Annotated in this window: 17 protein-coding genes and 2 riboswitches; of the genes, 8 read left to right on the top strand and 9 right to left on the bottom strand. The window is 70.6% G+C overall.

Features of this window, described 5'->3' with window-relative positions:
* Window positions 1-13 precede the first annotated feature (13 nt).
* On the bottom strand, window positions 14-1,561 hold the full coding sequence (purF, locus tag BLQ50_RS03635; protein ID WP_093181246.1) for an amidophosphoribosyltransferase: 1,548 nt from the start codon (window positions 1,559-1,561) through the stop codon (window positions 14-16).
* Between the two features lie 265 nt (window positions 1,562-1,826).
* Between purF and BLQ50_RS03630 the strand changes: the two genes are divergently transcribed.
* Genes BLQ50_RS03630 through BLQ50_RS03615 form a run of 4 tightly spaced genes read left to right on the top strand, consistent with a single transcriptional unit; the run spans window position 1,827 to window position 5,629 of the window.
* The gene (locus BLQ50_RS03630) at window positions 1,827-2,861 is read left to right on the top strand and encodes a sulfate ABC transporter substrate-binding protein (RefSeq protein WP_093181244.1); all 1,035 of its coding nucleotides are present in this window, start codon (window positions 1,827-1,829) and stop codon (window positions 2,859-2,861) included.
* Entirely contained in the window at window positions 2,858-3,742 is an 885-nt protein-coding gene (gene cysT, locus BLQ50_RS03625) for a sulfate ABC transporter permease subunit CysT (protein ID WP_245700853.1), read from the top strand. The genes BLQ50_RS03630 and cysT overlap by 4 nt, the downstream gene beginning before the upstream one ends.
* Window positions 3,735-4,556, top strand: coding sequence for a sulfate ABC transporter permease (locus BLQ50_RS03620; protein WP_093181243.1), 822 nt, complete (start codon window positions 3,735-3,737; stop codon window positions 4,554-4,556). Before cysT ends, BLQ50_RS03620 begins: the two co-directional genes overlap by 8 nt.
* On the top strand, window positions 4,553-5,629 hold the full coding sequence (locus tag BLQ50_RS03615; protein WP_093181241.1) for a sulfate/molybdate ABC transporter ATP-binding protein: 1,077 nt from the start codon (window positions 4,553-4,555) through the stop codon (window positions 5,627-5,629). Before BLQ50_RS03620 ends, BLQ50_RS03615 begins: the two co-directional genes overlap by 4 nt.
* A gap of 172 nt (window positions 5,630-5,801) precedes the next feature.
* On the opposite strand, the gene BLQ50_RS03610 is transcribed toward BLQ50_RS03615, so the two are convergent.
* The 5 genes from BLQ50_RS03610 to gdhA form a co-directional block, all read right to left on the bottom strand.
* Window positions 5,802-6,191 (bottom strand): tetraspanin family protein, encoded by a 390-nt coding sequence (locus tag BLQ50_RS03610; RefSeq protein ID WP_093181240.1) that lies wholly within the window; start codon window positions 6,189-6,191, stop codon window positions 5,802-5,804.
* 181 nt (window positions 6,192-6,372) lie between these two features.
* A complete protein-coding gene (locus BLQ50_RS03605; RefSeq protein WP_483826436.1) occupies window positions 6,373-11,076 on the bottom strand; it encodes an ExeM/NucH family extracellular endonuclease in 4,704 nt (1,567 codons plus the stop codon).
* Between the two features lie 279 nt (window positions 11,077-11,355).
* The gene (locus tag BLQ50_RS03600) at window positions 11,356-11,730 is read right to left on the bottom strand and encodes a sterol carrier family protein (protein WP_093181239.1); all 375 of its coding nucleotides are present in this window, start codon (window positions 11,728-11,730) and stop codon (window positions 11,356-11,358) included.
* Between the two features lie 3 nt (window positions 11,731-11,733).
* On the bottom strand, window positions 11,734-13,260 hold the full coding sequence (locus BLQ50_RS03595) for an RNB domain-containing ribonuclease (RefSeq protein ID WP_093181237.1): 1,527 nt from the start codon (window positions 13,258-13,260) through the stop codon (window positions 11,734-11,736).
* Window positions 13,261-13,433: 173 nt separating this feature from the next.
* Window positions 13,434-14,771, bottom strand: coding sequence for an NADP-specific glutamate dehydrogenase (gene gdhA / locus BLQ50_RS03590; protein WP_093181236.1), 1,338 nt, complete (start codon window positions 14,769-14,771; stop codon window positions 13,434-13,436).
* Between the two features lie 273 nt (window positions 14,772-15,044).
* Between gdhA and BLQ50_RS03585 the strand changes: the two genes are divergently transcribed.
* The 3 genes from BLQ50_RS03585 (at window position 15,045) to BLQ50_RS03575 (ending at window position 16,706) form a co-directional block, all read left to right on the top strand.
* Window positions 15,045-15,278 (top strand): hypothetical protein, encoded by a 234-nt coding sequence (locus tag BLQ50_RS03585; protein WP_217629087.1) that lies wholly within the window; start codon window positions 15,045-15,047, stop codon window positions 15,276-15,278.
* A gap of 126 nt (window positions 15,279-15,404) precedes the next feature.
* Window positions 15,405-15,515, top strand: a riboswitch (SAM riboswitch).
* A gap of 16 nt (window positions 15,516-15,531) precedes the next feature.
* Complete coding sequence (locus BLQ50_RS03580; RefSeq protein ID WP_093181234.1) at window positions 15,532-16,170, top strand: NADPH-dependent FMN reductase; 639 nt, start codon at window positions 15,532-15,534, stop codon at window positions 16,168-16,170.
* On the top strand, window positions 16,167-16,706 hold the full coding sequence (locus tag BLQ50_RS03575; RefSeq protein ID WP_093181233.1) for a flavin reductase family protein: 540 nt from the start codon (window positions 16,167-16,169) through the stop codon (window positions 16,704-16,706). Before BLQ50_RS03580 ends, BLQ50_RS03575 begins: the two co-directional genes overlap by 4 nt.
* A 76-nt stretch (window positions 16,707-16,782) precedes the next feature.
* Here BLQ50_RS03575 and BLQ50_RS03570 read toward each other — a convergent pair whose 3' ends face one another.
* The 3 genes from BLQ50_RS03570 to BLQ50_RS03560 are packed head-to-tail and all read right to left on the bottom strand — an operon-like array spanning window position 16,783 to window position 19,798.
* Complete coding sequence (locus BLQ50_RS03570) at window positions 16,783-17,817, bottom strand: aldo/keto reductase (protein ID WP_093181231.1); 1,035 nt, start codon at window positions 17,815-17,817, stop codon at window positions 16,783-16,785.
* Window positions 17,814-18,272, bottom strand: coding sequence for a GNAT family N-acetyltransferase (locus BLQ50_RS03565; protein WP_093181230.1), 459 nt, complete (start codon window positions 18,270-18,272; stop codon window positions 17,814-17,816). The genes BLQ50_RS03570 and BLQ50_RS03565 overlap by 4 nt, the downstream gene beginning before the upstream one ends.
* On the bottom strand, window positions 18,269-19,798 hold the full coding sequence (locus tag BLQ50_RS03560) for an MFS transporter (RefSeq protein ID WP_093181228.1): 1,530 nt from the start codon (window positions 19,796-19,798) through the stop codon (window positions 18,269-18,271). Before BLQ50_RS03560 ends, BLQ50_RS03565 begins: the two co-directional genes overlap by 4 nt.
* Before the next feature lie 236 nt (window positions 19,799-20,034).
* Window positions 20,035-20,147: riboswitch (SAM riboswitch) on the top strand.
* A gap of 23 nt (window positions 20,148-20,170) precedes the next feature.
* Here BLQ50_RS03560 and BLQ50_RS03555 point away from each other — a divergent pair.
* Window positions 20,171-21,400, top strand: coding sequence for an LLM class flavin-dependent oxidoreductase (locus BLQ50_RS03555; protein ID WP_093181227.1), 1,230 nt, complete (start codon window positions 20,171-20,173; stop codon window positions 21,398-21,400).
* Window positions 21,401-21,406: the final 6 nt, after the last annotated feature.

Below are 21,406 nucleotides of genomic sequence, written 5' to 3'. Positions count from 1 at the left end.
GATCGTGCGGTTCTCAGGGCTGCTGCAGCGCCGTGGCGCCGCCCGTGGCGACGGACAGGCTCCGCAGTCCGTCCTGCGGCGCGCCCAGCGGGAGCTCGGCCTGCTCGAGGAGGTTCTTCCCCAGGTGCGCGGCGTCGGGCAGCTCGATCGGGTACTTGCCGGTGAAGCACGCGCTGCACAGCTGCGACGCGGGCTGCTCGGTCGCGGCGATCATGCCCTCCTCGGAGATGTACCCGAGGGTGTCGGCGCCGAGGGACTTGCCCACCTCGTCCGGCTCGAGGCCGTTGGCGATGAGCTCGGCGCGGCTCGCGAAGTCGATGCCATAGAAGCACGGCCACTTCACGGGCGGGGAGCTGATTCGCACGTGGATCTCGGCGGCGCCGGCCTCGCGGAGCATCCGTATGAGCGCGCGCTGGGTGTTGCCGCGCACGATCGAGTCGTCCACGACCACGAGGCGCTTGCCCTTGATGACCTCGCGGAGAGGGTTGAGCTTGAGCCGGATGCCGAGCTGGCGCAGGGTGTCCGACGGCTGGATGAAGGTACGCCCGACGTAGGCGTTCTTCATGAGGCCCTGACCGAAGGGGATGCCCGACTCCTGGGCGTACCCGACCGCAGCTGGCGTGCCGGACTCAGGGACCGGGATGACGAGGTCCGCCTCGACGGGGTGCTGGCGGGCCAGCTCGCGGCCCATCTCCAGCCGCGCGGAGTGCACCGAGCGACCGTTGATGGACGTGTCCGGGCGGGCCAGGTACACGTACTCGAAGACGCAGCCGGCGCGATCGGGCTTGGCGAACTTCATGGAGCGCAGGCCGTCGGCATCGATCGCGATGAGCTCGCCGGGCTCGATCTCGCGGACGAAGCTGGCGCCCACGATGTCCAGGGCCGGGGTCTCGCTCGCGACGACCCAGCCGCGCTCGAGGCGGCCGAGCACGAGCGGGCGGACACCCTGCGGGTCGCGCGCCGCGTAGAGGGTCTTCTCATCCATGAAGACGAGCGAGAAGGCCCCGCGCAGGCGCGGCAGCACCTCCAGAGCGGTCTGCTCGAGGCTGTGGTTCTCGTCGCCGGCCAGGAGAGCGGTCACCAGGGCGGTGTCAGTCGTGTTGCCCCGGGCGAGCTCGCCGCGCCGTTGCGCGCCGTAGCGCTCGGCCACCAGGTCGACGAGCTCGGCGGTGTTGACGAGGTTGCCGTTGTGCCCGAGAGCGACCGTGCCCGACGCTGTCGCACCGAGAGTGGGCTGGGCGTTCTCCCAGGTCACACCGCCGGTCGTCGAGTACCGACAGTGGCCGATCGCGATGTGCCCGGTGAGGGCGTTGAGCGCGGTCTCGTCGAACACCTGGGAGACGAGTCCCATGTCCTTGTAGACAAGGATCTGCTCACCATTGCTGGTGGCGATACCTGCCGATTCCTGACCGCGGTGCTGTAGTGAGTACAGACCGAAGTAGGCGAGTTTTGCGACCTCTTCGCCGGGCGCCCAGACACCGAAGACGCCACACGCGTCCTGAGGTCCTTTTTCGCCGGGCATGAGGTCGTGGTTAAGAAGTCCATCTCCACGGGGGGCCACCTCTCAAGTATCCCACAGTCGGGTACGCGCGCCAGAATCTGAACGCTCCATGGACACCGCCTGCGCGGGCACTCCCGTGACCAGCACCCAGACAGTCATTCCGACCGCCGCGCCGGGGGCCGGGAAGGACCTGCGTCACCTCCGTTAACAAAGGTCCACGCTTTGGATAGTGTTTGACCGACTGGTGGGACGATCGGGTAGCGTCGCGGTTCACGGCAGGAGCCGTGACCCGAATCACCCCGAACGAGAGAAGCACGAGAAGACCATGAGCAGATCACGCCGCAGTGTCACCCTGGCCGTTGCAGTCATCGCAGCCCTGGGTCTCGCCGCCTGCGGACCTGCCGCGTCTTCGGGAGGTGACGCCAGCACGTCTGGCCCCGCCACCGAGCTCTCGCTCGTCGGGTTCGCCGTCCCCAAGGCCGCCAACGACGCGGCCCAGAAGCTCTGGGGCGCGACCCCCGACGGGGCCGGTGCCACCTGGACCACCTCCTACGGCGCCTCGGGCGACCAGAGCCGCGCGGTCGTCGCCGGCCTGAAGGCCGACTACGTGCACTTCTCTCTCGAGGGCGACGTGACCCGGCTGGTCGACGAGGGCCTCGTCGCCGACGACTGGAACGCCGGTCCCAACAAGGGCATCGTCAGCGACTCCGTCGTTGTTCTCGTGGTCCGCAAGGGCAACCCGAAGAACATCCAGACCTGGGCGGACATCGTCGCCCCCGGGATCGGGATCGTCTCGCCCAACCCCGGCTCCTCCGGCTCAGCACGGTGGAACATCCTCGCGGCCTACGGCTCGGTCCTGGCCGCCGGGGGCAGCGACGCCGACGCCGAGGCGTACCTGACCAAGTTCTTCACCAACGTCGCCGCGCTGCCGGGCAGCGGACGCGACGCGACCACCGCGTTCACGAGCGGGACCGGTGACGTCCTCATCTCCTACGAGAACGAGGCGATCCTGGCGCGTCAGAACGGCGAGGACTTCGACTACGTCATTCCTGAGTCCACGCTGCTCATCGAGAACCCGGCCGCGGTGACCATCAAGGCCGACCCGAAGGCACAGAGCTACCTGGACTTCGTGCTCAGCACCGCGGGCCAGACGGCCTTCGCCGAGGTCGGCTTCCGCCCCCTCGACGATTCCGTCAAGGTCGAGGTCAAGGGCGCGAACGACCCCAAGAACCCGTTCCCGGCTCCCGCGAAGCTGCAGACCATCGCCGATGACTTCGGTGGCTGGTCCGCCACCAACAAGAAGTTCTTCGGTGACGACGGCCTCGTGACGCGCATCCAGCAGGAGACAGGGAAGTCGTGACGACGACGGCTCCTCCGGTGGCCGCCGCCCCTGAGGCGGCGGCCACCGGCCTCCCTGCCCGACGTCGAGCCGGGCGCCGCGCGGCACCCGGCTCCACACGGCTCACCCCGACCGCCGGGGTGGGTCTCGGCGTCGCTCTCATCTGGTTCTCGGCGCTCGCGCTGCTGCCGCTCATCGCGGTGCTCGTGGAGACGTCGACCGGTGGCTGGCCCGTCTTCTGGTCCACAATCACCAACGCCCAGACGGCGGCCGCGCTCCGCCTGACCATCACCCAGGCCTTGGGCGTGACGGCCGTCAACATCGTCATGGGCACGCTCATCGCGTGGGTGCTCGTGCGGGACCGGTTCCCCGGCAAGCGCGCCCTCGAGGTGCTCATCGACATCCCCTTCGCCCTGCCGACCATCGTCGCGGGGCTTGTTCTGCTCACTCTCTACGGGCCGAACAGCCCCCTCGGGGTCAACGTCGCCAATACCCGGGCGGCGGTGTTCCTCGCGTTCCTCTTCGTCACCCTGCCCTTCGTGGTGCGCACCGTCCAGCCGGTCCTGGCCGAGCTGGACAAGTCCGTCGAGGAGGCCGCGGCGTCCCTGGGCGCAAGCCCGTTCACGACCTTCCGGCGGATCATCCTGCCCGCCCTGACCCCGGCGATCGCGGCCGGGGCGGCCCTGTCCTTCGCCCGCGGGATCAGCGAGTACGGCTCACTCGTACTGCTGTCGGGGAACCTGCCGATGCGCACCGAGGTCACCTCCGTGCGCATCCTCAGCTACTTGGAGAACGGGGACCAGGCTGCGGCCGCGGCCGTCGCCTCGGTCCTGCTCGTCGTCTCCCTGCTGGTCATCGTCGCCCTCGACGTGCTGCAGCGACGGGTGGTGCGTCGTGGCTAAGACGTATGCGTTCCGCGCGATCGTCATCGTCTACCTGGGCCTGCTCGTCGCGTGGCCTGTCAGCCTCGTGGCCAAGGCAACCTTCGCGAACGGCTTCGACGCTCTCGCGACCGCGCTCTCGGACCCGTCGGTCGTCTTCGCCCTCAAGCTCACGGTGATCGTCGCGGTCCAGGCGGTCATCCTCAACACGATCTTCGGTGTCGGTATCTCGCTGCTGCTCGTGCGGTACGAGTTCCGCGGCAAGCGCCTGCTGAGCTCCCTGCTCGACCTGCCGCTCTCGGTCTCCCCGATCGTCGTCGGGCTGGCGCTCGTGCTCGTCTACGGCGGGCGCGGAGACTGGTTCGGTCCAGGGCTTGAGGCCAACGGCATCCAGATCATCTTCGCCACCCCCGGCATCGTGCTGGCGACCGCCTTCGTCGCGCTGCCGCTCGTCATCCGCGAGGTGGTGCCCGTGCTCACCGAGCTGGGCACGGACGAGGAGCAGGCCGCCATGAGCCTGGGTGCCTCCCCCGTGCAGACCTTCCGACGGATCACCCTGCCGGCCATCAAGTGGGCCGTCGTCTACGGCGTCGTGCTGACCCTGGCCCGGTCCCTCGGTGAGTTCGGGGCGGTCAAGATCGTCTCGGGGAACTTCGAGGGCAAGACCCAGACCGCGACGCTGCTCGTGGAGCAGAAGTACCAGGACTTCCAGCAGCCCACCGCGTACGCGACCGCGTTCCTGCTCGCGCTCGTCTCCGTGGCCTGCATCGTCGTGGTGTCCTTCCTGCGACCCGACCACTCCTCGTCCAAGGCTCAGTCGAAAGGCCTGTCATGAGCATCGAAGTTTCCCGCGTCTCGAAGTTGTTCGGTGACTTCGTCGCCCTCGACGACGTCTCCGTCTCCATCCCCACCGGCCAGCTCACCGCACTGCTCGGGCCCAGCGGCGGCGGCAAGTCCACGCTCCTGCGGATCATCGCCGGTCTTGAGCAGGCCGACACCGGCCGGATCGACATCGAGGGGCGCGATGCGACCCGGCTGCCCGCCCGCAAGCGCAACGTCGGCTTCGTGTTCCAGCACTACGCGGCGTTCAAGCACCTGAGCGTGGCCCGCAACGTGGCCTTCGGCCTGGAGATCCGCAAGACCCCCAAGGACCAGACCGCCGACCGGGTCCACGAGCTGCTCAAGCTGGTCCACCTCGAGCAGTTCGCCGACAGACTGCCGTCCCAGCTCTCCGGCGGGCAGCGTCAGCGCATGGCCCTCGCCCGCGCGCTGGCCATCCAGCCCTCTGTGCTGCTGCTCGACGAGCCCTTCGGAGCGCTCGACGCCAAGGTCCGCAAGGAGCTGCGCGACTGGCTGCGCCGCTTGCACGACGAGATCCCGGTGACGACCGTGTTCGTCACGCACGACCAGGAGGAGGCCCTCGAGGTCGCCGACGAGATCGTCGTGATCAACAACGGGCGGATCGAGCAGGTCGGCTCCCCCGACGAGCTCTACGACGCGCCGGCGAACTACTTCGTCATGAGCTTCCTCGGCCCGGTCACGCACCTGGACGGCAAGCTCGTCCGCCCGCACGACGTCGAGATCCATACCCAGGCGCCGGTTCCGGTCGCGGGCGACACCGTGGCCGGTGGCGCGACCGGGGGCGCCCAGCAGACCGCCGCTGCGGGGCCGGCCGTCGAGGGCACCGTGGTGCGCACGGTCCGGGTCGGTTTCGAGGCCCGGGTCGAGGTCGCGGTCGCCGGGGCCGACGGCGCGGACCAGTCCGTCGAGGCGGTCCTCACCCGGGCCGAGGCCCGCACGCTGGGGCTGGCCCCAGGGGCGAAGGTCTGGCTGCGGCAGGCTCCCGGCTCGATCTCGATCGACGCCCCAGCCGCCGCCGAGCCCCGCGAGCTGGTCGCTGCCGTCTGACAAGCGAGTACGCAATGCCCGACGACGTCCGGCGCCCCCCTGAGGGGCGCCGGACGTCGTGCGCCAGTGGCCGCCCCGAGGTCACGAGTGCGTGCGCTTGGTGGCAGTACGTGCGTTTGAATGCACGCGCTGCCACCAAAAGCACGCACTCGACAGGCGTGGCCAGCCGGAGCTAGCGGCGGGGGCGGGTGCTGCGGCGGTCGGCCCAGACTGCCGCGAGGCCGGCGAGCAGGACGGTCACCATGGTCACGCCGACGGCGGTCACCGTGACGTAGATCCAGCGGTTGATCATGCCGTCGGTCGAGACCCACAGGCCGAACCACACGCCCACGACGATGCCGACGAGGGCACCCACCCAGAAGAAGGACTTGTACTTCGGCGCACGCCGGATCGTCGCCGGGACCGCCTGCGCGGCGATCTCGTCGATCTGCTCCGGGGACAGCGCGGCGTCGGGCACGGAGGTGTCGGGCGCCGAGGTGTCCTGAGCCGAGCTGTCCGGTGCGAAGCTGTCCGGTGCAGAGTCGTCAGGCACGGACGAGGGGGAAGAGGGTGTGGTGCTCACGGGCCGATCTTATCGGCCGGTGCTGGGCACTCCCTGAATCGTGACCTGGCCAACACGCCGCAGGAGACGGACCTTTCGCGGAGCGCACACGACTGCCGAGCGGACACGGTTCCGGCCGAGACCTGGATCAGGCCTCGACCGGAATCACGCGTTCAGCTGGCCGCCTCGACGGCGGCCGGGATCAGGAGAACAGGCCTCCCCTGGTCGCCTTGTAGGTGTGCTGCTGGGTGGTCGTGGCGGGCTTGTCACCCACGGTCCCGGTGGCCACCACGGTCGCCGTTCCCGCCTGCAGTGCACCCCAGCGGCCGAAGATCGCCGTGACCGTCTGCCCGGGTCGGACCTTGGCGAAGGTCTGCTGCCCCAGCGGTGTGGTCACCGTGATGGCCACCGTCGTGCGTTCGCGGTTGGTCGCGTACACGACCACCTGCGACCGCCCGAGCAGGCAGAAGGAGAACGCGTCGGAGGTGATGTTGAGGGTCGCCGGCGGGACGACGGCGTTGACCGTCACCGGGATCGTCACCGTCGTGCCCGACGGCGCCGCCACCAGGTGCAGGTTGTAGGCACCCGCGGCGGTCCCGGCGGGAACCGTGGCGGAGACCGTCGCCGCCCCTCCGGTCACGGCCGCGGTCGCCAGCGGCGACGCCGCCGGGTCGAGAACCGTGCCCGAAGGCACAAGGAAGGCCGCCACCGAGGTGTTGGCCGGCGACCCGAGCGAGGTGAGGTCGAGCTTGGCGAGGTCGAGGGAGACGACCGCGCTCGGGTCAACCGCACCGGGGAGCGCCCCGGTCGTCACGCCACGCCGGGCGAAGTCGGGGCTTAGCCCCGGGTGGGCCTGAAGGTAGGAGATCCACGCGTCACGGTCGATCAGGCCCGAGTCGCGCGCGTCGGTGCCCTGGGTGAACCCGGTGAAGTTGTCCCCACCGGTCGCCAGGAAGGAGAACGTCGCCACCCGGTAGCTGGCGGCCGGGTCGAGAGCCTCGCCGTCGATCGTCACGGAGGTGATGCGCTCCCCCGGGGCGTTCGTCGCCGTGTAGGTGTAGGTGACGTTGTCCGAGAGCCCCAGGTTGAGGAAGGCCCGCGAGCTGCCCGCCGGCTGCCACTGCTGCTCGAGGATCGTGGTGAGCTGGGCACCGGTGAGCGTCGTGGACCACAGGTTGTTGACGAAGGGCAGGACGGCGTTCGCCTCGGCGTAGGTGATGACGCCGTCGTCGCCGTAGAGCAGGTCGGCGCGCAGGCCGCCGGGGTTGACGATGCCGATCTGGGCACCGCCGCGCTCGGGGGTGGCCAGGGTGTCTCGCAGCGAGTTCGCGACGAGGTTGCCGAGCGTGGACTCCGAGGCGCGGTCGTCGCGCTTGCCGTCGAGGTACGCCGTGGTGATGTCCGCCGTGACGGAACCAACCGGCTGGTTGCCGATGACCGCGGCCTCGGCGATCGCCGCGTCGACGATCGCCCGGACCTCAGCCACCCGGGGGTAGGCCGCGACGAGATCGGCTGCGGGTGTGGTGGTCCGGGCGACGTTGGCGACCGTGTAGTCGGTCACGTCGAGCGTCGCGGGGTCGAGGGTCAGCGTGATCTGGCCGATCTTCTCGCCGTAGGAACCGGTCTGGATGATCGGGCGGGTGCGGTCGGTCCCGGTGACCGGGGCGTCCCAGGCGTACTCCTTGTGCGTGTGCCCGGTGAAGATGGCGTCGACCGAGGGGTCGGTGTCGGTCACGATGTGGGCGAAGGCGTCGCCCGCGGCGATCTCCTCCTCGATCGTGGCGCCCTCGGGGGTCCCCGAGCCCGCTCCCTCATGGACAAGGGCGACGATGACGTCGGCCTCGCCGTTGCTCTCGTCGCCGTCGCCGAGCTGAGCGGCCACCCGGTTGATCGCCTCGACGGGGTCGCCGAAGTCTAGGTCGGTGATGCCCGACGGAGTGACCAGGGTCGGGGTCTCCTCGGTCACCGCGCCGATCACGCCGACGCGTACTCCGTCGACGTCAAGGACCACGTACTCGCTCAGCGCGGGGTCGTCCGTGCCCTTGATATAGACGTTGGCACCGAGGTACTCCCAGTCGGCTGCGTCGCTCACGCGGCCGGTGAGGTCGGCGAAGCCCTTGTCGAACTCGTGGTTGCCCACGGCCGAGGCCGACAGGTCGAGGGCGTTGAGGACGTCGATCGTGGGGACGTCGTCCTGGGAGGCCGAGGCGAAGAGCGAGGCGCCGATGTTGTCGCCGACGGACAGGAAGGCGGTCCGGTCGGGGTTGGTCGCGCGCAGCTGCTCGACCGTCCCGGCGAAGGCGACCGTGTTGGCGTCGATGCGCCCGTGGAAGTCGTTGATGCCGAGCAGGTTGAGCTCGATGGGCTCAGCGACGGTGTTGATCCCGACGACGACCGGGTCGTGGTCGCTGGATCGGAAGGGCGACTCGTCATAGAGGATCGAGGCGTTGTAGTTGTACCGGCTGTACTCGTTGGCGAGCGGTTCGACCGAGTTGATGTTCCAGATGTCGACGCCGGAGACCGCCGCCGTGGCAGCCGGTGATCCGAAGACGTGGTCGAGGGAGCCGACCCGGGCCCCGAAGAGGTAGGTGTGCTTGCCGGTGCCCGCGCTGAGGTTCGTGTAGCCGGCGTCGGCGAGCACGACGAGCGGGTCTTCCTGGGTGTAGGAGTTGAAGTCGCCGACGAGGAAGACCTTGTCGGTGCCCGAGGCGGCCTTGACCGTGTCGGCGAAGGTGACGAGGGCAGTGGCCTGGTTGACCCGGCTCGCGTTGGAGGCTCCCTGACCGTCGCCGGTGTCGGCGTCGGCCCCGGTGCCTGAGCCCTTGGACTTGAAGTGGTTGGCGATGACGGTGAAGGCCTGCGAAGAGTCCCCACCGGCCGGGACGAAGGTCTGGGCGAGGGGTTCCCGAGCGTTGTCGAAGGCCGGGGCGTCGAGGATGGTCGACTCCCCAACGGTGGTCACGGCGGCATTCCGGTAGATGAAGGCGGTCCGGATGACGTCCTCGTCGGCGGGTACCGCGTCCGGGGAGGCCGCGAAGGACCACACCGGCGAGCCGGCCGCGGAGTTGAGTGCGGCGACCAGGGTGGCCAGCGCAGCGTCGCGGTCCTTGCCGAACACCGAGGAGTTCTCGATCTCCAGGAGGGAGACGACGTCGGCGTCGAGGGCGTTGATCGCGGCGACGATCTTTACCTCCTGGCGGTGCAGGCTCTCCGCGGTCGCGGCGCCACGGGCGTCGCAGCCGCTGTTCACGGTGATCCTGTTCCCGGCACGGTCGGTGTAGAAGGTGCAGCCGGTGAGCTGGTCACCGGTCGTGGTGAAGTAGTTGAGCACGTTGAAGGTCGCCAGACGGACGTCACCGCCGACGTCCTGCGGAGCCGGGGTGCGGGTGTCGGCGAAGGTCACCGGCTGGACGGCCGGTGCGTTGTCGGGTGTCAGCTCGGTCGTGGGCTGGAAGGTCCAGGCGTCGAAGCGGTAGTCGAGGATCACCGGCTGGGTGAACGTGACAGGTGCACCGACCCGGGCCGGCGCTCCCCCGGTGAGGTAGGGCAGCGGCTTGGACTTGTTGGCCGCGGAGTTGAAGTTCGTCGTCGCGCCGTCGTCGAGGACGACCGAGCGGGTGGCGACGTCGGCTGCGACCGCGGCAGCCTCGGGGCTGCCCGGCCGGCCGACGTCGGTCGGCTGGGCGAAGGCCGTCGTGCCGGCAGCCAGGAGGAAGGACCCGTAGTAGTTGGTCGAGTAGTTGTCGGCGACGACGTAGTCGCCGGCGGGCTGCAGGAGCATCCCCTCGAGCGTCTCGCGCGCGGCGGCGTCGCCCGGGTAGGCGACGTTCGCGGGCTTGACGACCTCGGCGGCCTCGGCGAGGACCGTGTAGGCGGTCGCGGTGATCTGGGTGAGAGTGAAGTACTCGCTCACCGTCCCGGTGACCTCGACGTACTGACCGACTGTGAGCGCTGCCGCGGCGGCCGTGGAGTAGACGAAGATCCCGTCGGAGCGGGTGTGGGTGGCCAGGTCGACATCTCCCCCGGTGCCCGGGGTCTGGATATAGAGACCGTTGTAGCCACCGCTCGGGTAGGTCGCGGTGACGATCCCGCGGGTGGTGACGGTCGTCCCGGCGAGCGGGCTGACGTCACCGTCGCCCTGCACGTCCGCGATCGCGGTGAGAGTGGGTGACGGTGGATCGGTGGGGTCTGTCGTGGGATCCGTCGTCGGGTCGGTCGTGGGATCGACGGTGGGGTCCGTCGTCGGGTCCGTGCCGGGATCGGTGCTCGCACCCTGCGGTGTCACTGTCGCCGAGAGCGTGAAGTCCGCCGCGTTGTTGTCGGAGTCGGCGAAGCCCGTGCGGTTGATCGACTGGGGCACGTTGTTCGCGGCGGGAGCCGGAGCGACCGCGGTCTCGAAGGTGTTCGAGGAGCCGTAGCCGAGCAGGTCGACGACCTGAGGGTCGGCCACGACCGATCCGGTCGGCAGCGTGATCGTCGTGGGCGCGGCGACCAGGGCGAGCGTGCCCGTCGTCCCTGAGGCATTGAGCCCGGGAGCGGCGACATCCGCCGTAGGCAGCGCGGCGCCGTTGGCTCCGTTGGATCCACCGGAAACGAGGTAGTAGCCGCCCGCAGCGATCGTCCCGGTCAGCGGCGCGGTGCTGCTCGAGGAGCCCGTACCGGTCGCTGACCGGTACTGCAGGGACCAGCCGGACAGGTCGATCGGCGAGGCGCCCGGGTTGTAGAGCTCGACGAACTTGGTCGCGTAGACGGCGTTCGCGCTCCCACCCGAGAGGTAGGCCTCGTTGATGACGACTCCCACGCCGTCGACCGAGGCAGGGACCACTCCGGCTGCGGGCATCGGTGCGGCGGCCTGTGCCGAGAGCACCGGGCCCAGGATCAGCGCGCCGGAGAGGGCGGCGGCCACAGCCACCACCCTCCGACTCGCAACGTTTCGGTGATGACTTGTGAACACGCTTGCTCCTTCTGAAGTACGACGCCGAGCCCTGGTGAGCGGTCTCCGTCGGTCGCCATCGACCCACCGAATGCATCACACAGTGCTTATCTGAACGTCTGGTATCAAGCAGGGCACATCCCATTGAACTCAACGCACGTTATCGGCGAACATCTGGCTCTGCGCGTTTGAGATGGAATTGTTACCCATTGGTAACCTCCGGGCCGTCTCTCCGCAAGGGTGCGGGAAGGGTCAGCTGCGGAGGTGGGTGGCCTGGAGTGGCAGCAGGTCGGAGATGTCAGACCGCTCGCCGGAGGCGCTCACCCGGCCGTCGGCCACCGCGTCGGCCCAGACCGTGGCGCCGGTGACCAGCTCGAGCCAGGTCTTCGGGTCGGTCTCCACGACGTTGGGCGGGGTGCCACGGGTGTGCCGGGGGCCCTCGACGCACTGGACAGCCCCCCACGGCGGGACCCGGACCTCGACCGAGTGCCCGGGGGCGACGTCGGCGATCTCCTCGAGCGTGAACCGCACGGCCGTGGTCACGGTGGGTCGGTCGTCTGCGCCGGAGCGCCACGCGGAGACGGCGAGGCGGCCGGCGGCCGGGTCGGTGCGTCGTCGGACAGCCACGGGTTAGGCGCCGTAGGAGAAACGCACGACGCGGTCCTCGATCGAGACCTCGGCGAGGCGCACCTCGACGGCCTCCCCGAGCGGGAGCGCGCCACCGGACGAGGTGACCGAGCCGCGGACCGCCGGGTCGTCGACGACGATGACACCCTTGTGTGGGTCCTTGGAATCCAGGTCGACGATCACGCCCTCGAAGACGTCGCCCACCGCGCCGGTCAGCAGCGCGGCCTCGACGATGTCGACCGAGGCCCGCTCGAAGGACGACGCCCGCTGGCCGGACCGGGACATGGCCTTGGGCAGGTCGGGGAAGGCGAGACGAACCCAGTCGGGCACCGGATCCCCCGCGCACAGTGCGAGGCAGATCTCCGTGCCGTAGCGGTCCACCAGGCGCCGCAGCGGGGCAGTGACGTGGGCGTACTCGGAGGCGATCGCGGCATGCTCGGACGCAGCGGGCACCTCCCCCTCGAAGGCCAGGTAGCCCGCACCGCGGAACAGGGACGTCGCCTCGTTGAGGAACGCCGCGTGCTGGGGGACGCTCGAGTCGAGCCCGGCGAGCAGGTCGCCGTAGGACTGCGCGGTGGGCCAGGTGATGTCCAGCGCCCGGGCGGTGCGCCGCAGCCGCTCGACGTCGCGTGGGTCGCTCGCCGGGAGCGTGCGAAAGATCCCGATGCCGCCCTCGCGCATGACCCGCGCCGCCGCGATGCCGGTGAGCAACGAGATCTGCGCGTTCCAGCCCTCGGCGGGCAGGACCGAGCGGAACTCCAAGCCGTAGCTGCCGTCGTCGTGCAGGGTGACGTTCTGCTCGGGGACGTTGAGAGAGACGCCGCCGCGCTCACGTTCGAGGCCCTCGCGCAGCTCGCCGACCTCGCGCAGCAGCTCGAGCAGCTCGCTCGCCGAGCCGGCGTCGACAGCGGACTGGACTTCGTCGTAGGTGAGGCGCTCTGAGGAGCGGACCCGCGCACGACGCACGTCGACGTCGGTGATGTCACCGCGCTCGTCGAGGACGATGCGCCACACCGCAGCCGGGCGGTCGACGCCGGGGAGCAGGCTGGCTGCGCCTTCGGACAGGATCGGCGGGTGCAGCGGGGTGCGCCCGTCCGGGGCGTAGAGGGTCATGCCGCGGGAGCCGGCCTCGCGGTCGATCGCGCCGCCGGGGAGCACGAAGTGCGCGACGTCGGCGATCGCGTAGCGCACGAGATAGCCGCCCGCAGGCACCCGCTCGATGTGCAGGGCCTGGTCGAGATCCATCGAGCCGGGCGGGTCGATGGTCACGAATTTGATGCCCAGAACCGGGACGGGCGGGTCGAGAAGGGCGGGATCCAGGGCGAGCGGGACGGCGCCGATCGGGCTGGCCCCGGCGAGGGGGCCAGGGACTACGGGTGCGTCGGCGATGACGCGCTCGGCCTCAGCGAGCACCGCGTCGGGGAAGGCGAGCGGGATCTCCATCTGGGCGCGCAGCTGCTCGAAGGCGATGCGGACCCGCTCGGGGATCGTGGCCGCCGGGAGGTCGAGGCGGAGATGACGTGAAGGCACCTCCCGACTCTACGACGGTCAGCAGGCGCGGACCCGCGCTCGTGCGTCTCGCCGAACTCGTGAACGAGTCGCCCAACTCGTGAGCTACGGCGCGAACCGTCTAGGAGACGGCCGTGGCTCACGAGTTGGGCGGACGATTCACGAGTTCGGTGGGACGGGGGGGCGAGGTGGGATCAGATGACGCCGAGGGCGATCATCGCGTCGGCGACCTTCGTGAATCCGGCGATGTTCGCACCGGCCACGTAGTTGCCCGGCTGGCCGTACTCCTCGGCGGTCTCGGCGCAGTTGTTGTGGATCCCGGTCATGATGCGCTGCAGGCGGGCGGCGGTGTCCTCGAAGGTCCACACGTCGCGGCTGGCGTTCTGCTGCATCTCCAGCGCGGAGGTGGCCACACCACCGGCGTTGGCTGCCTTGCCCGGAGCGAAGAGCACGCCCGCTTCCTGGAAGGCGGCAACGGCGTCGGGCGTGGTGGGCATGTTGGCGCCCTCCGCGACGGCGACGACGCCGTTGCGCAGCAGCGTGTGGGCTGCGTCGAGGTCGAGCTCGTTCTGCGTGGCGCAGGGCAGCGCGACCGTGGCCGGCACGTCCCAGATGGAGCCGCCGGAGACGAACTTCGCGGAGCCGCGGCGTGCCTCGTAGTCGCTCGCGCGGCCGCGCTCGACCTCCTTGATCTGGCGCAGCAGGTCGAGGTCGATGCCCGCCTCGTCGACGATGTAGCCGGAGGAGTCGGAGAAGGCGACGACGCTCGCGCCAAGCTCCTGAGCCTTCTCGATCGCATAGATCGCGACGTTGCCGGAGCCGGAGACGACGACGCGCTGGCCCTCGAATTCCAGGCCGCGGGTCTTGAGCATCTCGCGGGCGAACATGACCGTGCCGTAGCCGGTGGCCTCGGTGCGCACGAGCGAGCCGCCCCAGGTCAGGCCCTTGCCGGTGAGGACACCGGACTCGTAGCGGTTGGTGATCCGCTTGTACTGGCCGAAGAGGTAGCCGATCTCGCGGCCACCCACGCCGATGTCGCCGGCGGGGACGTCGGTGTACTCACCGATGTGGCGGTACAGCTCGGTCATGAAGGACTGGCAGAAGCGCATGACCTCGCCGTTGGACTTGCCGCGCGGGTCGAAGTCGGAACCACCCTTGCCGCCGCCGATGGGCATGCCGGTCAGGGAGTTCTTGAAGATCTGCTCAAAACCGAGGAACTTGACGATGCCCAGGTACACAGATGGGTGGAAACGCAGGCCGCCCTTGAACGGGCCGAGGGCCGAGTTGAACTCGACCCGGAACCCACGGTTGATCTGCACGCGGTTCTTGTCATCGACCCACGGCACCCGGAAGATGATCTGGCGCTCGGGCTCGCAGATGCGCTCGAGCACGGCGGCGTCGGCATACTGCGGGTTCTTCGCGAGCACGGGTGCGAGCGACTCGAACACCTCGCGGACTGCCTGGTGGAACTCGACCTCGCCGGGGTTACGTCGGAGCACCTGTTCAAATACTGGCGCGAGCTGGCCTTCCATCAGGCGTTCTCCTTCATCCTTGTGCTGCTCTGGCAGCCCGTTCTGGGACGGTGGTACCAACAGGCACCGATGCAGCCTACCGTCCGGGACCAACGATTCTGTAGGTCTCAGGACTCAGGCTTGTGCTGTCTGCACATTCCGTGGCAGGTCGGGACCCGGATCGGCAGCGCGAAACATGACGTTACAACGTCTCAGCCCACGGATCAGATTCGCACAGCAGGTGAGACGAGAGAACACTTCCTGCACCGCCTCGCCGGCGGGCGCGGTCACCGGGTGGTGGCCGGGACGCCCGAGCAGGTCGCGGACACGATGACCGAGTGGTTCACTCAGGGCGCCGCCGACGGCTTCGCCGTCATGCCGCCCACCCTGCCCGGCGGCCTGAACACCTTCGTCGAGGAGGTCGTGCCGCTGCTGCGGGCCCGCGGAATCTTCCGTGAGGAGTACACGGGGACCACGCCGCGCGACCACCTCGGCCTCGCCCGTCCCGCCAACCGGTGGCGAGCGTGACCAGATCGCCGGAGCGGACCTGCTCATCGCCGCGAACCCTAAGTGTGAGCAGGCGCCGACCACATCATGAGATTTCTCCGCCAAGTCGCTGACAAGCGCGCGGTCATTGCTATACCCGTTCCACAAGGTCACGAGAACCGATGCGAAGCCCCGGCTGGTCGGACAGCAACCCCCACTCACGGCGGGGTGCTCCGGGAGATGACCTGGCTGTGCCAACCGGTACGGCAAGCGTGAACGGACCGAAGGACACCTCATGTCGCACACACACCTGGCGCCCGACGCCGGGACTCGCCCCGATCTTTCCGTGGTCGTCGTCTCCGGCAACCCGCGCGCCGGCTCGCGCACCCTGAGCGCCGCGACCGCGGTCGGCGAGCAGATCGCCGCGCTGCTGGACGGACGGCTGGACGGCCCGTCCAGCACGCAGGCCACCAGCATCGAGACGATCGACCTGGCGACCTTCGCCCCCGAGATCCTCACCGCCGACCACCCCGCTGCGGATGCCGCGACGGCGACCCTCGCCGCCGCCACGGTGGCCGTCATCGCCTCCCCCGTCTACAAGGCCTCCTACACAGGCCTGCTCAAGGCGTTCCTCGACCTCTACGGACCCGACGGCCTCGCCGGGGTCGTCGCAGTCCCGCTCGTCGTCTCGGGCAACCCCGCCCACGCCCTCGCCGGCGAGGTGCACCTGCGCCCCGTGCTCGTCGAGCTCGGGGCGATCGTGCCCACCCGCGCGCTCTCCCTCACCGAGTCCCAGCTCGCCGACCTCGACGCACCGGTCGCGGCATGGCTGGCCAAGTCGGCCCGCGCGCTGCGCCGCGCCGTCGGACTGCCCGACGACGCCGGCACAGCCCCGCTCCCGGCCTCCGCCGACCTCGTGGGGGTGACGGCATGACCATCCAGGACACCGACCGCGACGCCCGGATCCTGCTCGCCGATGCCGCGACGCTGACCCCGGAGGAGTACAAGACCGTGTTCCGCCAGCACCCGGCCGGCGTCGCGGTGGTCACCCTCGTGGGACCGGACGGGCCCGTCGGCTTCACGGCGACGTCGGTCATCTCGGTCTCGGCCGAGCCGCCACTGCTCGCCTTCTCGATCGCCTCCGGGTCATCCTCCTGGCCCGCCCTGGCCCAGGCCGCGAGCGTCGCGGTGAGCTTCCTCGCCGACGACCAGGACGACGTATCGGCGCGGTTCGCGACGTCGGGCATCGACCGCTTCGCCGCGGGCGGCTGGACCGCGCTGCCCACCGGTGAGGTCGTGATCGACGGCGCCCTCACGTGGCTGCGCGGACGCGTCGTCCAGCGCACCCCGATCGGGGACAGCTATCTCGTCTCGGTGCTGGCCTCGCAGTCAGCGACTCGTGCCGACACCCAGCCGCTGGTCTTCCACGACCGCACCTACCACCGCATCGGCGACCACACGGCGATCTGAGGCGCCGGTCGACGGCGGCGGACGGGACAGGGCTGGGACCTCGGGGGAGGTGCCAGCCCTGTCGCGTACTCCTCGACTACTCCTCGAGCAGGTGCGCCTGGGGGTGACGGGCCCCGGCGACCTCGCTCGACGGGACGACCCGGGAGATCTCCTCGACCTCCTGCGCCGTGAGGTCGATCGCCGCGGCACCGACGTTCGCCTCGACGTGGGCGGCGCGTCGGGTGCCGGGGATCGGCACCACGTCCTGGCCCTGGGCGAGGACCCAAGCCAGGGCCAGCTGAGCTGGGCTCACCCCGCGCCGGGCCGCGAGGACGGCGAGACGGTCGGCCAGGAGGCGGTTGGACTCAAAGGCGGCCCCGCGATAGCGCTCGTGACCGGCGCGGGCGTCGCCGGCGTCGAAGGCATTCGAGACGACGGTCCCCGTGAGGATGCCTCGCCCGAGCGGGGAGAACGGCACGAAGCCGATCCCCAGCTCCCGCAGGGCCGGCAGCACCTCACGCTCGACCCCACGGTGGAAGAGGGAGTACTCGCTCTGGACCGCGGCGATCGGATGGACCGCGTGCGCGCGGCGGATCGTCGAAGCCGAGGCCTCGGACAGGCCGATCCTGAGGATCTTGCCCGCTTCCACGAGCTCGGCGAGCGCACCGACGGTCTCTTCGACAGGTGTCTGGGGATCGACGCGGTGCAGATAGAAGAGGTCGACGTGGTCGAGCCCCAGCCGGCCCAGGCTCGCGTCGATGGCCTGCCGGACGTAGTCGGGACGGCCGTCGACCTCGCGTCCGTCCCGGTGGACGAACCCGAACTTCGTGGCGAGCACGACGTCGTCGCGGCGGGAGCGCAGCACCCTGCCCAGCAACCGCTCGTTCTCCCCTGCTCCGTAGACGTCGGCGGTGTCGAAGAACGTCACGCCGAGGTCGAGGGCACGCCGCACGGTGGCCTCCGCCTCTCCCGGGTCGGTGAGCCCGTAGGCACCGGTGAGAGACATCCCACCCAGGCCGACGGCGCTCACCTCGAGCGCGGTGCCGTGCTCGGGCGAACCGAGCACGCGACGGGGCAAGGATGCCCCGGGGACGCGGGGCGTGTCATCGGTTGCGGCGGCATGGTCGGTCATGAGATCTCCTTGGCGTAGCAGAGGCTGTACTGGTCACCGGTGTACTCACCGAAGGGCTCGACGGGCTGCCAGCCGAGGCGCTCGTAGAGCTCGACGGCCTCCGGCTGTCGCACTCCCGTCTGGAGCACGAGGCGCCGGACGCCGAGTTCGCGCGCGTGGTCCTCGAGGGCGCCGAGCAGCTGCCCAGCGAGCCCTCGACGACGATAGTCCTGGCCCACGAACACCCGCTTGACCTCATGGGCGCCACCCACGTGGCGCAACGAGGCGGTCGCCACGGGCAGGGCGCCGTCGTGCACCACGAGGGTGACGAGGACCGTCGCCGGGTCGACGTCGATCCGGGCGGGGCGAGAGTGCCGCAGCGACGCGTAGCGGGGGCCGAGCTCCGCCGTCATCTGGGTGCGCAGCGTCTCGGCGTCGGGGTGCGTCCACCCGACGGCGCTGGTCACGAGGGTCATCGGGTCACCTCGCCGAACCGGTCGGCGAGCATCGAGCTCAGGGCGGCCGCCGCGACGAGCGCAGCCGTCACCGCGATCCCGACCGCCGCGGCCCCGCGGTAGGTCCCGAGGTCCCCGGGGACGGCCGAGGCGAGGAAGATGCCGCCGAGGGCCGCGAAGCAGATCGTCGCCGATACCCGCTGGGTCACCTGCAGGAACGCTGCCGCGAGCCCGTTGGCCCCGGCCGGCGCGTGCTCGAGGGTGAGGTATTGGTTGGGGGCGTGCACGAGCCCGCCGGCGACGCCGGTGAGCACCTGCGCGGCGGCCAGCGCCACGGCGACGACCGCGACCGGCACCCAGGTCACCACGGCCGTGGTCGCGAGCAGACTGATGACGATGACCCAGAGCCCGACCGTGACGCCGCGCCGGCCGAACCGGGCCACCAGGCGCCAGCTCAGCGCCGAGCAGATCCCTGAGGCCACGGCTCCGGGGGTCGTGACGAAGCCCGCCTCGAAGGCGCTGAGACCGACCCCCTCCTGGAGGAAGAGCATGAGGACGAGGGAGAGCCCGAGGGTGGCCCCGAACCAGAAGGTCGCCACGAGGGTGCCGAGTGCGAACCCGGGCGAGCGCGCGAGACCGGGGAGCAGGATCGGGGTGCCCCCACGACGGTGGTAGGCCCGTTCCCATACGACGAAGGCGAGCGCGCTCGCGAGCGCGGCGATCGACCACAGCCACGTCGACGTCGTCATCACCCAGGACTGCGACCCCGAGAGCGCGATGACCGGGACGAGCAGGCTGACAGTGGCCAGGGCGAAGAGGATGAGCCCGACGCCGTCCAGGCGCACTCGCGCACCGCGCCGGACGGACGCTTGATGCGCCCGGGACGCTCCAGGCTCTCCAACCCCAGGCGCAGGCCCGGCTGGCGACGCGGACCGCCCAGGCACCCACCGCATGGCGAGCGCAGCCGTGACGAGACCGAAGGGGATGTTGAGGGCGACAACCATCCGCCAGGCCCCGTCGTGACCCCCGACGGTGAGGATCGCCCCGCCGATGAGCGGCGCGATGATCCCCGAGAACGAGGCGACCGTCGCGTAGGCCCCGAGCGCCCGGGTGCGCTGCCAGCCGGAGAAGTGGTCCTGGACGAGGCCGATGACCTGGGGGTTGGCCGTGCCCGCGGCGGCCCCCTGGAGCAACCGCGCCGTGACGAGCACCGTGGGCGAGGTGGCCGTGGCGGCCACCACGCTGAGCAGGGAGAAGGCAGCCACCCCGCCGATGAGGAACCCCTTGCGTCCGTAAGCGTCACCGAGCCGCCCGGCCGGGACGAGCGCGACCGCGAAGGCGAGGGAGTAGCCGGCGAGCATCCACTGGATGTCGGCGGTGCCGGCCCCCAAGGAGGCGCGCAGCGAGGGCACGGCGACGGTGAGGATCGACTGGTCGAGCAGGGTGGTGAAACCCACCGCCAGGCAGATGATCAGCAGGCGCCGCTCGCCCGCCGTCGTGCGCACGGGGAGGCGCGCCGGCCTCTCGCGAACGGTCACTGCGGCCATCGTGGGCTCCTCGGTGCGGCTGAACCAGCGTCCGGCACGCACCAGCTGGCGCCGGGCACGGTCGGGGTGGTGGTGAGCGCCGAACCTAGGGACCCGCCGCTGCGGAGTCAATCGGCGGGCGCAGAATACCGCGGGCTGAGACCCCGCAACTCACCAGTCGAACGATTCGCGTTCACATCATGAGATTTCCGAGGGATGACTGGTCGAGCGCGGAACCAGGCGATACGTTCCCGCACGGTCAAGAGATGACACGCGAAGGCTCGGCTGGTGTCACGGCAACCCCGACGACAACGACTGGGTGCCCCGAGAAAGAGACCCGGCTGCCGCACCGCGGCAGCAAGCGTTCGTCGTCGTCATGATCAAGGAGTCCACGTGACCCACCGCCCCGCCCCACCTGTCCCACCGGTCCCACCCACCCTGCACCTCGCCCTCGAGCTCGACGGGCCGGGCGCGCACCTCGCCGCCAGCTCCGCCCAGGACGCCGCCTCCCCCCAGCGCGTGCGCGACCTCGTCGCCGCCGCGGAGAACGCCGGCATCACCTTCGTCACCTTCGAGGACTCCCTCCTGCCCGGCCCCCACGGCGCAGCGCGCATCGACGCCGTCACCCGCGCGGCCTTCGTCGCCCCGCTCACCTCGCGGATCGGCCTCGTACCGCTGGTCCACCCGGCCCTCGTCGAGCCCTTCCACGCCGCGAGCCAGCTCAGCGCCCTCGACCACGCGAGCGCGGGCCGGGCCGGCTGGCTCGTCGGCGCGGGCCCGGTCCCCGGCGCACGCGCCGCCCTCGACCGTCCGGTCCCCGAGGGAGCGGCCCTCGCAGGCGAGATCGCCGACGTCGTGCAGGTGGTGCGCGCGCTGTGGGACTCCTGGGAGGACGACGCCGTCATCCGCGACACCGCGACCGGGCGCTACATCGACCGCGAGCGCCTGCACTACGTGGACTTCACGAGCGCCGGGACCGGCGAGCCGGCCTCCCCCGCCTCGCGTGCGCTGCCCGACGGCGCGCGGGCACCGTTCACCGTCAAGGGGCCGCTCATCGTCCCGCGCTCCCCGCAGGGCCAGGGCGTCGTCGTCGCCCGCGTCGGGACAGTGCCCGCCGACCTGACCGACGTCGCGCTCGTCGACGGCGAGGACGTCGCCTCGGTGGCGGTGGCCGCCGAGGCCGCGCGCGCCGCGGGCACCCCGCTCGTCTTCGCGAACGTCACGGTCACGCTGAGCACGTCGGCGGCGACCGGCGCCCAGCGTGCCGCCGCCCTCGACGCGGTGGTATTCGATGCGGTGGCCTTTGATGCGGCAGCTTTCAATGCGGCAGCCGAGGCTCGCCCGGGACTGCGGTGGGTGGGTGACGCCGCCGGGCTGGTCGCGCTGCTGACCGAGCTGGCCGCGGTCGTCGACGGCGTCCGCCTGCTCACCTCCGAGCTCGACGAAGACCTTCCCGTCCTCGTCCGCGAGGTGCTGCCCGCCCTGCGGGTCGCCCGTCTCACCCCCACCCCGCAACCCGGAGCGACCCTGCGCCAGACGCTTGGGCTCGCGCACCCCGCGAACCGTTTCGCGACGGATCCCGCGACCACGTTCGCCACCGCCCCCGTCCCCGCGAACGCCTGAGGAGAT

This window comes from Sanguibacter gelidistatuariae (genome assembly GCF_900096585.1).
Classification (GTDB): Bacteria; Actinomycetota; Actinomycetes; order Actinomycetales; family Cellulomonadaceae; genus Sanguibacter; species Sanguibacter gelidistatuariae.
This window is presented reverse-complemented; position numbering and strand designations above follow the sequence as displayed.